Genomic DNA, 13,293 nt, shown 5'->3' on the forward strand with positions numbered 1-13,293 from the left:
CCTGATGGCGGCAGCCGCCCTCCTCACCACGGTCACGATCACGACCGCGACCGCGACGGCGCCTGCCCCGGCGCACGCCACCCAGAGCGCCCCCGCGCACGCCCCTGCCCCCGCCCTCACCGGCACCCGCACCGACCTCCCAGCCTCAGCCCCAGCCCTGGCTCCAGACCCCGCCCCCGCCCCCGCCCCCGCCTGTGCCACCCCCGGTGACCGGGACTTCCCCCTCGCCACCCGCATCCACGGCGGTCCCGCCGTCTACGGGGCCGGTGGCGGCCACGGCACCTGGTACCTGGACCTCACCAACACCACCACCCGCACCTGCTCCGGCATCCACCCCGTCGTCGTCCTCGTCGACGAGGGACGGTCCTTGGACCCGGCGCGGCTCCGCCTGGAGTTCCACGACGGCACCCGCTTCCACCCCGTCCGCCTCGCGGCGACCGACGCGGACGAACTGATCGGCGCGTTCGCCGCCGACGGTGACGGCTTCCCCGGCTTCACCGTCGGGCCCGGCAGCACCCTCACGGTGACGGTGCGCCTGACGGTCGTCCCGGGCGCCGTACCCGACGAGGTCACCGCCAACGCCGCGATCGTGCAGCGCCGGGAGGACGACGGCGACTGGGTCGGCCAGTCGAACGACTACCGCTTCCGCATCGAGTCCGCCGGACGGCCCGGCGAACCGCCCGCCGGACGATCCGGCCACCCCTCTGCCACACCGTCCGCCGGATCGACTGCCGGGCCATCCACCGGGCTATCCACCGGGCCGTCCGCCGGGCCATCCGCCGAACAGTCCGTGCCCGCCCTCACCCCCAACCTCACTCCCAGCCTCACCCCCACCGCCCCCGACGGCCGGTTCCCCTTCGTCGACCAGCTCGCCGGTACCGGGCTCGGCCGGGTCCTCCCGGCGCTGACGACCACCGCCCTGCTCGTCGCCGCGGGTGCCACGGCCGTCCTGCTGGCCCGCAGACGCCGTTGACGGAACCCCGCGGACGCCGTTGACGGAACCCCGCGGACGCCGGTGACGACCCCGCCCCAGGGCGCGGCCCCCTCCTCGTCTCCCACCTCGGCTCCCCACCTCGGCTCCCCCTCCACGACTCTCCCTCCTCGACCCTCCTTCCTCCGCTCACCCCCTCGCCCCCTTCCTCAGCCCACCCCCACCCCCACCCCCGCCCCCTCACCTCACCTCACCGACCACCCCGGCCCCGGTAACCCCCGTCTGCGACCATCCCTGCGTGGACTACCCGAACGACCAGGCCCCCGGCGCCCCCGTCCGCTCCGGCATCCCCGAGCACGGCCGCGTCCCGAAGTACTACGCCGTGAAGGCACGCATCGACCGGCTCGTCGGCGAGCTGGGGGAGGGCGGCCTCATCCCCACCGAACGCGACCTCGCCGAGCGGTACGGCGTCGCCCGCGAGACCGTCCGGCAGGCCCTGCGCGAGCTGGTGCTGGAGGGCAAACTGCGGCGGCAGGGACGCGGCACGGTGGTCGCCGGCCCCAAGCTGGAGCAGCCGCTGTCGCTGGCCAGCTACACCGAGGGCGTCCGGCGTCAGGGCCGTACCCCCGGCCGTACGCTCGTCACGCTCGACCGTTTCCCGTGCCCCGACGCGCTCGCCGCCGAGACCGGCCTCAGACGCGGCGAGCCCGTCTGGCATCTGGAGCGCGTGCTGCTCGCCGACGACGAGCGGGTCGGCCTGGAGAGCACGTACGTGGCCGTGGCCCGGGTGCCGTACCTGGACCGGGACTTCGACCCCGACTCCTCCTTCTACGGCTATCTGAACGGCCAGGGCATCGCCTTCGGCGACGCCGACGAGCGGATCGAGACCGTCCTCGCCACGCCGCGCGAAGCCCTCCTCATCGGCACCCCGCCCGCCCTGCCGATGCTGCTCATCCACCGCGTCTCCCGGGACACCGAGGGCCGTCCGCTGGAGCGCGTGCGCACGCTCTACCGGGGCGACCGCTTCTCGTTCACCACCCACCTCGGCGGCTGAAAACCACCCCCGCCGGCCCTTTTCACCCACCCCCGAAGATCACAAAAAGATAACGGGTCTAGCCCAAACGTGATGCTCAGTTCACGCTCTCGTTGTCAGCCGGACCCTTCCGGTTCCCCGGCAGCGAGGAGTGTGACGGACGTGAGAGTGATAGTCGTCGGAGCCGGCGTGGTGGGCACCCTGCACGCCTGGCACGCAGTGGAACGCGGCCACGAGGTCGTACAGATCGAACGCGAGACGGAGGCACGGGGCGCGTCACTGCGCAATTTCGGCCAGATCTGGGTGAGCGGCCGGGCAGGCGGCGAGGAGCTGGAGACCGCGCTGCGGGCCCGGGAGCTGTGGGAGGAGATCGGCGGCCGGGTCCCGGCCCTCGGCTTCCGCCCCAACGGCTCCCTCACCCCCGTCCGCGGCGACCTCGAACGGGCCGTCGCCGAGGCCGCCGTGGCCCGCCCGGACGCCGCCGCCCGCGGCTACAAGCTGCTCACCGCCGACGAGGCCCGCGCCCTGAACCCCGCCCTGCGCGGCGCGTTCGACGCCGCCCTGTACTGCGAGCGGGACGCGGCCGTCGAGCCGCGCACCGCCCAGCGCGCCCTCCGCGCCGAGCTGCTGAAGTCCCCGCACTACACCTTCCTGCCCGGCCGCGAGGTCCGCGACGTCGTCGGCGAGAACGCCGTCCGCGACGACCACGGCGACGTCCACACCGGCGACGTCGTCGTCCTGTGCACCGGCGCCTGGCTCGGCGGCCTCGTCCGCGAACTGGCCGGACCGGACCTGCCGGTGCGCCGTGTCCGCCTCCAGATGATGCAGACCGACCCGCTCGGCGAGCCGCTGACCACCTCGGTCGCCGACGCCGACAGCTTCCGCTACTACCCCGCCTACCGCTCGCCCGCCCTGGACGAGCTCAACGCGCGGCAGCCGCAGCCGGCCACGGCCGCGGAGCACAAGATGCAGCTGCTCATGGTGCAGCGCGCCGACGGCGGCCTGACCATCGGCGACACCCACGAGTACGAGCACCCCTTCGCCTTCGACACCCTCGAAGACCCCTACGAGCACCTCACCGGCGTCGTCGAGTCCCTCCTCGGCCGCCCCCTGCCGAAGATCCGGCGCCGCTGGGCCGGGGTGTACGCCCAGTGCACCGACCCGAGCCGGGTCGTGCACCGGCAGCAGGTACGCGACGGCGTGTGGCTGGTCACCGGGCCCGGCGGGCGCGGCATGACCTGCTCGCCCGCGATAGCCGAGACCACCGCGAACGAACTGGGCTGGTGACCACCTCCATGACCACGACCACGACCGACATCCGCCTCGTCGTCCTCGACATGGCCGGCACCACCGTCGCCGACGGCGGCCTCGTCGAGCGCGCCTTCGACACCGCCGCCCGCGAACTGGGCGTCGAGCCCGGCACCGACGACCACGCCGAGAAGCTCGCCTACGTCCGCGCCACCATGGGCGAGTCCAAGATCTCCGTCTTCCGGCACCTGTTCGGCGACGAGGACCGCGCCCAGCGCGCCAACGCCGCCTTCGAGAAGGCGTACGGCGAACTCGTCGACGGCGGCCTGATCGCCCCCGTCCCCGGCGCCCGCGAGACCATCGAGGAACTGACCGCCCAGGGCCGGACCGTCGTCCTGACCACCGGGTTCGCCCGCGTCACGCAGGACGCCATCCTCGGCGCCCTCGGCTGGCAGGGCCTGGTGCCGCTCACGCTGTGCCCCGCCGACGCGGGCGGGCGCGGACGGCCGTACCCCGACATGGTGCTGGAGGCGTTCCTGCGCACCAAGGCCGCCGAGAGCGTGGCGCAGGTCGCCGTCGTCGGCGACACCTCCTACGACGTGCTCAGCGGAGTGCGCGCCGGGGCCGGCCTGGTCGCCGGCGTGCGCACCGGGGCGCACGGGGACGACGCCTTCCGCGCGGCGGGCGCCACCCACGTCCTCGACTCCGTCGCGGACCTGCCCGCCCTCCTCCAGGGAGCCGGCTGATGGCCACCAGCACGGCCGGCGGCATCCGCTTCGACGCGGTCACCGTCGCCTACGGCGGCAACGTCGTCCTCGACGCCCTCGACCTGACCGTCGCCCCCGGCGAGGTCATGGCGCTGCTCGGGCCGTCCGGATCCGGCAAGACCACCGCGCTGCGGGCGGTCGCCGGGTTCGTCCGGCCCGCCTCGGGGCGGGTCTACCTCGGCGACCGGGACGTCACCGACCTGCCGCCGCACCGGCGCGGCATCGGCATGGTCGTCCAGCAGTACGCCCTCTTCCCGCACCTGCGGGTCGAGGACAACGTGGCGTTCGGGCTCAAGGCCCGCAAGGCGGACAAGTCCGAGATCCGCACGCGCGTCGCCGAGGCGCTGGAGATGACCGGCATGGCCGCCTACGCCCGCCGCCACCCGCGCGAGCTGTCCGGCGGCCAGCAGCAGCGCGTCGCCATCGCCCGCGCCCTCGCCATCCGCCCCGGCGTCCTCCTCCTGGACGAGCCGCTGTCCGCGCTCGACGCGCAGCTGCGCTCCGGGATGCTCGCCGAACTGGCCCGCCTCCACCGCGAACTGCCCGACGTGTCGATCCTGTACGTCACCCACGACCAGCTCGAGGCGCTCACCCTCGCCGACCGGATCGCGGTGATGGACAAGGCCCGCCTCCGGTCCTGCGGCACCCCGCAGGAGCTGTACCGGGCCCCGGCCGACGCGTTCACCGCGTCCTTCGTCGGCAACGCCAACCTGCTGCCGGTGACGGTCGGTGACACCGGGAAAGTGACCTTCGGCGGCACCGGGCTGACCGTCGGCACCGCGGGCGCCGCGCCCGGCGCGCGGGCCACCCTGTGCGTCCGGCCGCACCTCATCGGGCTCGGCGACGGACCCAACCGGCTCACCGGCACGGTCGCCGAGATCCAGTGGCGCGGCGCCACCCACCGGCTGTACGTGGACATCGCCGGCCACAAGATCATGGCCGACCTGCGCGAACTGCGGAACCCTCCCGCTCTCGGCGAGACGGTGACCCTGCACTTTGCCCCCGAGGACGCGGTCCTGCTGTCCGCCGAAATGACCGGGGAGCCCACCGGCCCGACTGGGGAACCCACCGGCCCGGCCGCCAAGCCCGACAAGCCCGCCAAGCCCGCCAAGGCCGCCGGGGAATCCACCGAGCCGGCCGCCAAGCCCGCCAAGGCGGTCAGCCATGGCTAGCGCGACCCTCGGTCTCCCCGCCCAGAGCAAGCGGGCGACGGTCCCGGCGTGGGTGTGGGCCCTGCCCCCGGTCGCCCTCCTCGCCCTCGCCTTCCTCTACCCCCTCGCCCTGGTCGTCCGGCAGTCCTTCCAGCCCGACACCGGCGGCACCTCCGTCCAGCCGTACGCCGACGTGTTCGCCTCCGAGGCGTTCCGGGAGGCGCTGTGGACCACCGTGTGGCTGGCGGCGGGATCGACCGCCGGCTGCCTGGTCCTCGGGTTCGTCCTCGCGCTGGTCATCGCGTTCGTGCCGTTCCCGGGGGCGCGGGCGGTGTCCCGGTTCATCGACGTCTTCCTCTCCTTCCCGTCCTTCCTGATCACGCTGGCCCTGCTGTTCATCTACGGATCGGTCGGCATGGCCAACGGCCTGTGGACGGACGTCACCGGGGCCGCCGAGGGGCCCTTCCGGTTCCTCACCACGCCCTGGGGCGTCCTGCTCGCCGAGATCACGTACTTCACGCCGTTCGTGATGCGCCCGCTGCTCGCCGCGTTCTCCCAGCTGGACACCGCCCAGCTGGAGGCGGCCAGTTCGCTCGGCGCCCGCGCGCCCCGCATCATCCGGCAGATCATCCTGCCCGAGGCGCTGCCCGCGCTCGCCGCCGGCGGCAGCCTCGTCCTGGTCCTGTGCCTCAACGAGTTCGGCATCGTCCTCTTCACCGGCGCCAAGGGCGTCACGACCCTGCCGATGCTCGTCTACGGCAAGGCGATCCTGGAGTCCGACTACCCGGGCGCCTGTGTCGTCGCCGTCGTCAACGTCCTGATCTCCGTGGGCCTGTACGGCCTGTACCGGGTGGTGAGCCGCCGTGCTGGTGCATAGCCGCAGCGCGAGGTGGGCCGTGTGGGCGGTCTTCCTCGTCCTCTTCCTGCCCCTGTTCGCCCTTCCCCTCCTCGTCGTCCTCGGCGCCTCCTTCGCCACCCACTGGTCCAGCGTCCTGCCCTCCGGTTTCACCACCGCCCACTATCAGGCCGCCACCCGCGGCGAGGCCCTCCAGGCGCTCACCACCAGCCTGGTCACCGCCCTCACCGCCAGCCTGCTCGCGCTGGCCGCCGGCACCTGGGCCGCGCTCGCCGCCGCCGCGCTGAAGAAGCGGTACCGCAAGGTGATGGACGCCCTGTTCGTGCTGCCGGTCGCCGTGCCCTCCGTCGTCGTGGGCCTGGCGATCCTGGTCGCCTTCTCCCAGCCGCCGTTCCTGCTCAACGGCACCCGCTGGATCGTGATCACCGCCCACGCGGTGCTGGTCACCGCCTTCGCCCACCAGTCGGTGTCCGCGGCGCTGGCCCGCCTGGACCCGGCCTACGAACAGGCCGCCGCGTCCCTCGGTGCCAGTCCCGCCCACGTCCTGTGGCGCGTGAAGCTGCCGCTGCTGCTGCCGTCCCTGACCGCCGCGGCCGGCCTGTGCTTCGCCCTGTCGATGGGCGAGCTGAGCGCCACGATGATGCTGTATCCGCCTGACTGGACCCCGCTGCCGGTCCTCATCTACGCGGCCACCGACCGCGGCGCCCTGTTCACCGGCTCCGCCGTCGCCGTGGTCCTGATGGCAGCGACCCTGCTGGTGCTGCTCGCGGTCTCCCGCATCCGCACCAGAGCCTCGTACCGCTGACCACGGCGTACCGCTGACCACGGCGTACCGCTGACCACGGCGTACCGCTGACCACGGCGTACCGCTGACCACGGCGTACCGCGACCACGACGTACCGCGCCGCGGCACACCGCCGATCGCGGCGTACCGCCGACCACGACGAGCCACCGACAACACCCCTCCCCTCCCAGGAGTTCACCTCGCCATGCCCAGAAACGCCCTCAAGCCGCTCGCCGCCCTCTGCGTCCTCGCCCTCCCCCTCACCGCCTGCGGCGGCAACTCCGCCGCCTCCGACGAGAAGGTCGTCACCGTCTACAGCGCCGACGGCCTCAAGGGCGAGAACGGCGACGGCTGGTACGACCAGGTCTTCAAGGACTTCGAGAAGGAGACCGGCATCAAGGTCGAGTACGTCGAAGGCGGCTCCGGCGAGATGGTGCAGCGCGCCGCCCGCGAGAAGGCCAACCCGCAGGCCGACGTCCTCGTCACCCTCCCGCCGTTCATCCAGCAGGCCGACGGCAAGGGCCTGCTGCAGAAGTACACCCCGAAGGGCGCCGACCAGGTCGACGGCGCCGACAAGGCCGCGAACGGCACCTGGACCGCCGTCGTCAACAACTACTTCGGGTTCATCTACAACAAGAAGGAGCTCAAGCAGCCCCCCACCACCTGGGAGGAACTGCTCGACGGGAAGTACGAGAACAAGCTCCAGTACTCCACCCCGGGCGTCGCCGGCGACGGCACCGCCGTCCTCATCAAGGCCATGCACGACTTCGGCGGCGAGAAGCAGGCCATGGAGTACCTCAAGAAGCTCCAGGCCAACAACGTCGGCCCGTCCGCGTCCACCGGCAAGCTCGCCCCCAAGGTCGACAAGGGCGAACTGCTCGTCGCCAACGGCGACGTCCAGATGAACTACGCCCAGTCCAAGACCATGCCGAACCTCGGCATCTGGTTCCCGGCCCGCGAGGGCGGCAAGCCCACCACCTTCGCCCTGCCGTACGCGGCCGGCCTGGTCACCAAGGCACCGCACGGCGAGAACGGCAGGAAGCTCCTGGACTACCTGCTCGGACAGAAGGCACAGGCGCAGGTCAGCGAGATCGGCGGCGGCTTCGCGGCCCGCCGGGACGTCAAGGGCACCGACGCCAACGCGATCGCGCTCGCCAAGCTGATGGACGGTGTGGAGGTCTTCGAACCCGACTGGGCCGCCATCGACAAGAACCTCTCGTCCCACATCGAGGCCTGGAAGTCGGCCACCGGCAGCTGAGACCCTTCCGGACCACCCGCACCGCCCAGCGCGGCCACCGCATCACCCCAGCACGACCACCCGCACCACCCCAGCACCGGTACCGCGCCACCTCAGCACGACCACCGCGCCACCTCAGCACGACCACCGCGCCACCCCAGCACGACCACCGCACCACCGCACCGCCCCAGCACGACCACCGCATACCCCTACGCCACCGGAGTATCACGTGTCGTCCCGTCACCTCACCCGCCGTACCGTCCTCTCCGCCACGACCGTCACGACCGTCACGGCCGCCACCGCCGCCCTCGGCATGGTCCCCGCGGTCGGCGCCGCCCCGGCGTACGCCGCGCCCACCCTGCCGAACGGCATCAGCAAGGACAAGGTCCTGGTCATCGGCATGGACGGCCTGCGCCACGACCGCATCGACGCGGCGAACGCGCCGCACCTGAAGGCCATGATGCGCGAAGGGACGTACGGCACCTCCCTGCTGTACGCCAACCCGATGGCCGCCACCTCCTCCGGGCCCGGCTGGTCCACCATCTCCACCGGCGTCTGGCCCGACAAGCACGGCGTCAAGGACAACAGCTTCACGGGCAAGAACTACGACCAGTACCCGGGCCTGCTGGCCCGCCTGGCCCAGGTGCGGCCCGGACTGTCCACGTACGCCGCCGTCGACTGGAAGGCCCTGGACACCCAGGGCACCGTCACCCCCGGCGCCGACGCCAAGCTGGTCCTGGACGGCGACGCCGACGGTTACGCCGCGCACGACGCCACCATCGCCGCCGAGGCCGAGGCCGTCCTGCGCGACCAGAACCCGGACGTGCTGTTCGTCTACTTCGGCCAGTCCGACATCGTCGGCCACAACCAGGGCGCGGCCAGTCAGGCGTACCTGAACGTGATCGCGACGCAGGACGCCTACGTCGGCCGCCTGCGCGCCGCCATCCAGGCCCGGCCCACCTACGCCACCGAGCGCTGGACCGTCATCGTCACCACCGACCACGGCCACCTGGACGCGGGCGGCCACGGCGGGTCCGCGATCGAGGAGCGCCGCACCTTCGTCCTCGCCACCGGCCCCGGCATCGCCGCCGGCGCCCGCCCGATCGACACCCGGCTCGTCGACGTCGTCCCCACCGTCCTGAAGCAGCTCGGCATCCCCGTCGACCCGGCGTGGGGCCTGGACGGCAAGCCGATCCAGGAGCGCTCCGCCGACCCGTTCGACACGCTGTACGGCTCCCTGGCGCCCCGCGTCGACGAGACCGGCATCCCGGCCTCCGTCCTCGGCTTCACCCACACCCCGCCCAGCGGCTGGTCGGTGATCGGCAACGCCATGGGCACCGGCGGGATCACCGAGTGGCGCGGCTGGGCGTTCACCACCGACGAGTTCTGGTCCCGCGCCCAGCGCGACCAGTCCCGGGAGCTGAACGTCCGCTCGCGCGGCGTGTTCGCAGTCGCCGACTCCGACGAGTGGGCCGACAAGTCCTTCTCCGGCACGTACGACTCGACCCTGGTGACCCCGGCGTACGCCGTCACCGGCGCGTCGGCGGTCCGGCTGGACTTCACCACCCACTACCGGCAGGAGGGCAGCCAGACCGCCCAGGTCCTCGCCTCCTTCAACGGCGGTACGCCCACCGTCGTCAAGAGCTACACCTCCGACGTCGTCTCGCAGCCCCAGTCGCTGACCGTCCCCGTCCCCGCCGGAGCTTCGAACGTGAGCTTCCGTTTCCGGTACACCGGGGCGAACAACTGGTACTGGGCGATCGACGGGATCAAGGTCGCCGTGCTCTCCTGACTAGGCTGGGGGCGTCGGTACGCCGTGGTCCCGGCGCCCCTGTCCTTGTCCGTACGCACGCCAGGAGTTCGCAGCACATGGCAGACCGCAAGCCCATCGAATCGTGGCTCACCGACATGGACGGCGTCCTCATCCACGAGGGAGTGCCGATCCCCGGAGCCGACGCCTTCCTCAAGAAGCTGCGGGAGTCCGGCAAGCCCTTCCTGGTCCTGACCAACAACTCCATGTACACCCCGCGCGACCTGCACGCCCGGCTGCGCCGCATGGGCCTGGACGTGCCGATCGAGTCGATCTGGACCTCGGCGCTGGCCACCGCCAAGTTCCTCGACGACCAGCGGCCCGGCGGCTCGGCGTACGTCATCGGCGAGGCGGGCCTGACCACCGCCCTGCACGACATCGGGTACGTCCTCACCGACCACGACCCCGACTACGTCGTCCTCGGCGAGACCCGCACCTACTCCTTCGAGGCCATGACCAAGGCGGTCCGGCTCATCAACGGCGGCGCCCGCTTCATCTGCACCAACCCCGACGAGACCGGCCCCTCCACCGAGGGCCCGCTCCCCGCGACCGGCGCGGTGGCCGCACTGATCACCAAGGCGACCGGCAAGAAGCCGTACTTCGCGGGCAAGCCCAACCCGCTGATGATGCGCACCGGCCTCAACGCCATCGGCGCCCACTCCGAGACCAGCGCGATGATCGGCGACCGCATGGACACCGACGTCCTGGCGGGCATCGAGGCCGGGATGCAGACGTTCCTGGTCCTCACCGGCCTGACCGGCCCCGCGCAGATCGAGGACTTCCCCTACCGGCCGTCCCAGGTCGTGGACTCCATCGCGGACCTCGTCGACCGGATCTGACCCGGACCGGTCGCACCTGACCGGTTTTGGCCGATTTTGGTGGGATCTGGCGAGACCTGTCGAACCTGAAACGTGCCACCCCCCGCCACCACCCGTTCGGAGCAACCCCGCCCCGCCCCGGATGCGGGAACGGGGCCGACGGGGGAGTCTCCGGACAACGGGAGGTACACGATGGGTTCACTCAGCGTCACTCTCTGCGCCGGAGCCGCACTCGCCGCACTGCTCACCCCGGCGGCACACGCGGCGGATGCGGCAGACGCGGGGGACGGAGGCGGAGTCTCGGTGTCCCCGGCCACCCCCGCCCCCGGCACCGACATCACGCTCCGCGCCGCCGACTGCGCCGGGAAGGCGGCCGTCGCCACCTCCGCCGCCTTCGTCTCGGACGTACGGCTCGCCCTGGTGAGCACGGACGGCACCCTCGTCGGCTCCGGTCGCGTCCGCTCCACGGCCACGGCCGGGGCGCACGAGGTGAAGGTCCACTGCGGCGCCGACCGGCGGACGGGCACCCTGACCGTGGCCGGACGGACACCCCCGTCGGCCCGCCCCGCCGCCCCCGCCTCACCCGTCGCCCCCGTCGACGCGGGCGGCGGCGGCACCGCCCGCCTCACCACCGCCACCGACGACGACGGCCGCACGACCGGCCCCGGCACGGCGCACACCGTGACCGGCCTGCTCCTCGCGGGGGCCGCCGCGGTGGCCGTCGCCCTGCGCGGTGCCCGCCGGCGCTCCGGAACGGAGTGACCGGTGTCCGGTCAGGAATCCTCCCGCGGCACCGGCCGGCTGGTGACCGGCGTCGCCTGGGCGGTGCTGCTGCTCGGGCTGTGGCTGTGGGGCCGGGCCACCACCGACGGACCGGAAGACCGCGCCCTCGGGCCGGCCACCGGCGACATGGCGGCGGCCGGCCGCCCGCCCGACGTGACCCTGCCGCCGCCGCACCGGCCGCTCGGCACGGCGCTCCCGCAACGCCTGGACATCCCCGGCCTCGGCATCCAGGCGCCGGTGGTGGCCCGCGGCCTCGACGCCCGGGGCGCCCTCGACCCGCCGCCCTTCGGCCAGGCGGGCTCCGTCGGCTGGTACGCCGCCGGCGCGACGCCCGGCGCGGCCGGCACCGCGCTGATGGTGGGACACGTCGACACCGACACCCGGCCCGCCGTCTTCTACAAGGTGAGCACGCTGAAGCCCGGTGACACGATCCGGGTGCTCCGGGCCGACCGCGAGGTCGCCGAGTTCACCGTCGACGACGTCCAGGTCCTCGCCCGCGACCGCTTCGACGCCCATCAGGCCTACGGGCCGCGCGCCTCGGGACGGGCCGAACTGCGGCTGATCACCTGCGGCGGCACCTTCGACCGGACGGCGGGCGCCTACACGGCGAACGTGGTCGTCTCCGCGTACCTGACCGGGACCGGCCGGTGAACCTGACCGGGACCGGCCGGTGAACCGCGGGAACCGCACGAACCGTCGCATGAACCACCGCACGAACCACCGCACGAACCGCGGGAACCGCCCACCCGCCGGGGGGACCGGAAGCCCTGGAACCTCGTGGGCACCCACGGCGTATGTCAGGATTGAGACTTGGAACGGTACACCCAAGGGGGGGTTGGATGTACGGCAGCAGGGGGGCCGGACCGTCGGCCGCGGCGCGGCTGTCCGCGATGGTGCTGGGGGCGGCACTGCTGATCGCGGGCTGTTCTTCCTCCGGGGGAGGGGAGGAGGGCGAGGACCGGGGGGCCCGGATCACCCAGCAGCCCAAGGAGGCCGACCCGTTCTGGGTCAACCCCGACGGCACCGCGGCCCGGCAGGTCGCGGCCCTGGAGAAGGCCGGCAAGAAGGAGGAGGCCCGGCTGATCCGCCGGATCGCCGAGTACCCGGTCGCCGAGTGGGTCACCCCGGACGACCCGGAGCGGCAGGTGCGCGGCCTGACCGAGGCCGCCGAGAAGGCGGGCCGCACCGCGCTGCTCGTCCTCTACAACATCCCGCACCGCGACTGCGGCCAGTACTCGCAGGGCGGCGCCGCCGACGGCGACACCTACCGTGCCTGGATCGACGGGGTGGCCCGGGGCATCGGCGACCGCTCCGCCACGGTGATCCTGGAACCGGACGCCGTGCTGCACCTGGTGGACGGCTGCACGCCCCAGGAGTTCCACGAGGAGCGCTACGACCTCCTCAAGGGCGCCGTCGCCAAGCTGACGGCGCTGGAGAACACGAAGGTCTACCTCGACGCCGGCAACGCCGGCTGGGGCGAGCCCGGCCAGATCTTCGAGCCGCTGAAGCGGGCGGGCATCGACCAGGCCGACGGCTTCTCGGTCAACGTCTCGAACTTCTACACCACCGAGGACTCCATCGCCTACGGCAAGGAGCTCTCCGCCAAGGTGGGCGGCAAGCACTTCGTCATCGACACCAGCCGCAACGGCAACGGCCCCTACACCGAGGGAGACCCGGGCGAGCGCTGGTGCAACCCGCCGGGCCGCGCGCTGGGCGAGACACCGACGACGAAGACGGCCGACCCGCTGGTCGACGCCTACCTGTGGATCAAGCGCCCGGGCGAGTCGGACGGCGAGTGCAAGGGCGGCCCCAAGGCCGGGCAGTGGTGGGAGGAGTACGCGCTGAAACTGGCCCGGGCCGGCCGCTAGCACCTGC

13 protein-coding genes are annotated in these 13,293 nt (G+C 72.9%); all 13 read left to right on the forward strand.

The features are described from left to right. Positions 1-4: 4 nt before the first annotated feature. Positions 5-973, forward strand: coding sequence for a hypothetical protein (locus ABZ340_RS24760; protein WP_358784009.1), 969 nt, complete (start codon positions 5-7; stop codon positions 971-973). A gap of 256 nt (positions 974-1,229) precedes the next feature. Further along, entirely contained in the window at positions 1,230-1,985 is a 756-nt protein-coding gene (locus tag ABZ340_RS24765) for a GntR family transcriptional regulator (protein ID WP_358784010.1), read from the forward strand. Positions 1,986-2,126: 141 nt separating this feature from the next. Then, on the forward strand, positions 2,127-3,251 hold the full coding sequence (locus tag ABZ340_RS24770; protein WP_358784011.1) for a TIGR03364 family FAD-dependent oxidoreductase: 1,125 nt from the start codon (positions 2,127-2,129) through the stop codon (positions 3,249-3,251). A gap of 8 nt (positions 3,252-3,259) precedes the next feature. Then, complete coding sequence (locus ABZ340_RS24775; protein WP_358784012.1) at positions 3,260-3,958, forward strand: phosphonatase-like hydrolase; 699 nt, start codon at positions 3,260-3,262, stop codon at positions 3,956-3,958. Beyond that, complete coding sequence (locus ABZ340_RS24780) at positions 3,958-5,151, forward strand: ABC transporter ATP-binding protein (RefSeq protein ID WP_358784013.1); 1,194 nt, start codon at positions 3,958-3,960, stop codon at positions 5,149-5,151. The genes ABZ340_RS24775 and ABZ340_RS24780 overlap by 1 nt, the downstream gene beginning before the upstream one ends. Further along, positions 5,144-6,007, forward strand: a complete 864-nt coding sequence (locus ABZ340_RS24785) for a 2-aminoethylphosphonate ABC transporter permease subunit (RefSeq protein ID WP_358784014.1) — start codon at positions 5,144-5,146, stop codon at positions 6,005-6,007. The genes ABZ340_RS24780 and ABZ340_RS24785 overlap by 8 nt, the downstream gene beginning before the upstream one ends. After that, positions 5,994-6,791 (forward strand): ABC transporter permease subunit, encoded by a 798-nt coding sequence (locus tag ABZ340_RS24790; RefSeq protein WP_358784015.1) that lies wholly within the window; start codon positions 5,994-5,996, stop codon positions 6,789-6,791. The genes ABZ340_RS24785 and ABZ340_RS24790 overlap by 14 nt, the downstream gene beginning before the upstream one ends. Positions 6,792-6,975: 184 nt before the next feature. Beyond that, positions 6,976-8,028 carry a 2-aminoethylphosphonate ABC transporter substrate-binding protein gene (locus ABZ340_RS24795; RefSeq protein WP_358784016.1) on the forward strand — a complete coding sequence of 351 codons (1,053 nt, stop codon included), beginning with the start codon at positions 6,976-6,978 and terminating at the stop codon, positions 8,026-8,028. A 208-nt stretch (positions 8,029-8,236) separates the two neighbouring features. Beyond that, complete coding sequence (locus ABZ340_RS24800) at positions 8,237-9,799, forward strand: alkaline phosphatase family protein (RefSeq protein ID WP_358784017.1); 1,563 nt, start codon at positions 8,237-8,239, stop codon at positions 9,797-9,799. A 77-nt stretch (positions 9,800-9,876) separates the two neighbouring features. Then, positions 9,877-10,656 (forward strand): HAD-IIA family hydrolase, encoded by a 780-nt coding sequence (locus ABZ340_RS24805; RefSeq protein ID WP_358784018.1) that lies wholly within the window; start codon positions 9,877-9,879, stop codon positions 10,654-10,656. Between the two features lie 171 nt (positions 10,657-10,827). Then, on the forward strand, positions 10,828-11,397 hold the full coding sequence (locus ABZ340_RS24810) for a hypothetical protein (protein WP_358784019.1): 570 nt from the start codon (positions 10,828-10,830) through the stop codon (positions 11,395-11,397). A 3-nt stretch (positions 11,398-11,400) separates the two neighbouring features. Beyond that, positions 11,401-12,069 (forward strand): class F sortase, encoded by a 669-nt coding sequence (locus tag ABZ340_RS24815; RefSeq protein WP_358784020.1) that lies wholly within the window; start codon positions 11,401-11,403, stop codon positions 12,067-12,069. A gap of 188 nt (positions 12,070-12,257) precedes the next feature. Continuing rightward, a complete protein-coding gene (locus tag ABZ340_RS24820; RefSeq protein ID WP_358784021.1) occupies positions 12,258-13,286 on the forward strand; it encodes a glycoside hydrolase family 6 protein in 1,029 nt (342 codons plus the stop codon). Positions 13,287-13,293: the final 7 nt, after the last annotated feature.

The sequence above is a fragment of the Streptomyces sp. NPDC006134 genome, assembly GCF_040628835.1.
Classification (GTDB): domain Bacteria; phylum Actinomycetota; class Actinomycetes; order Streptomycetales; family Streptomycetaceae; genus Streptomyces.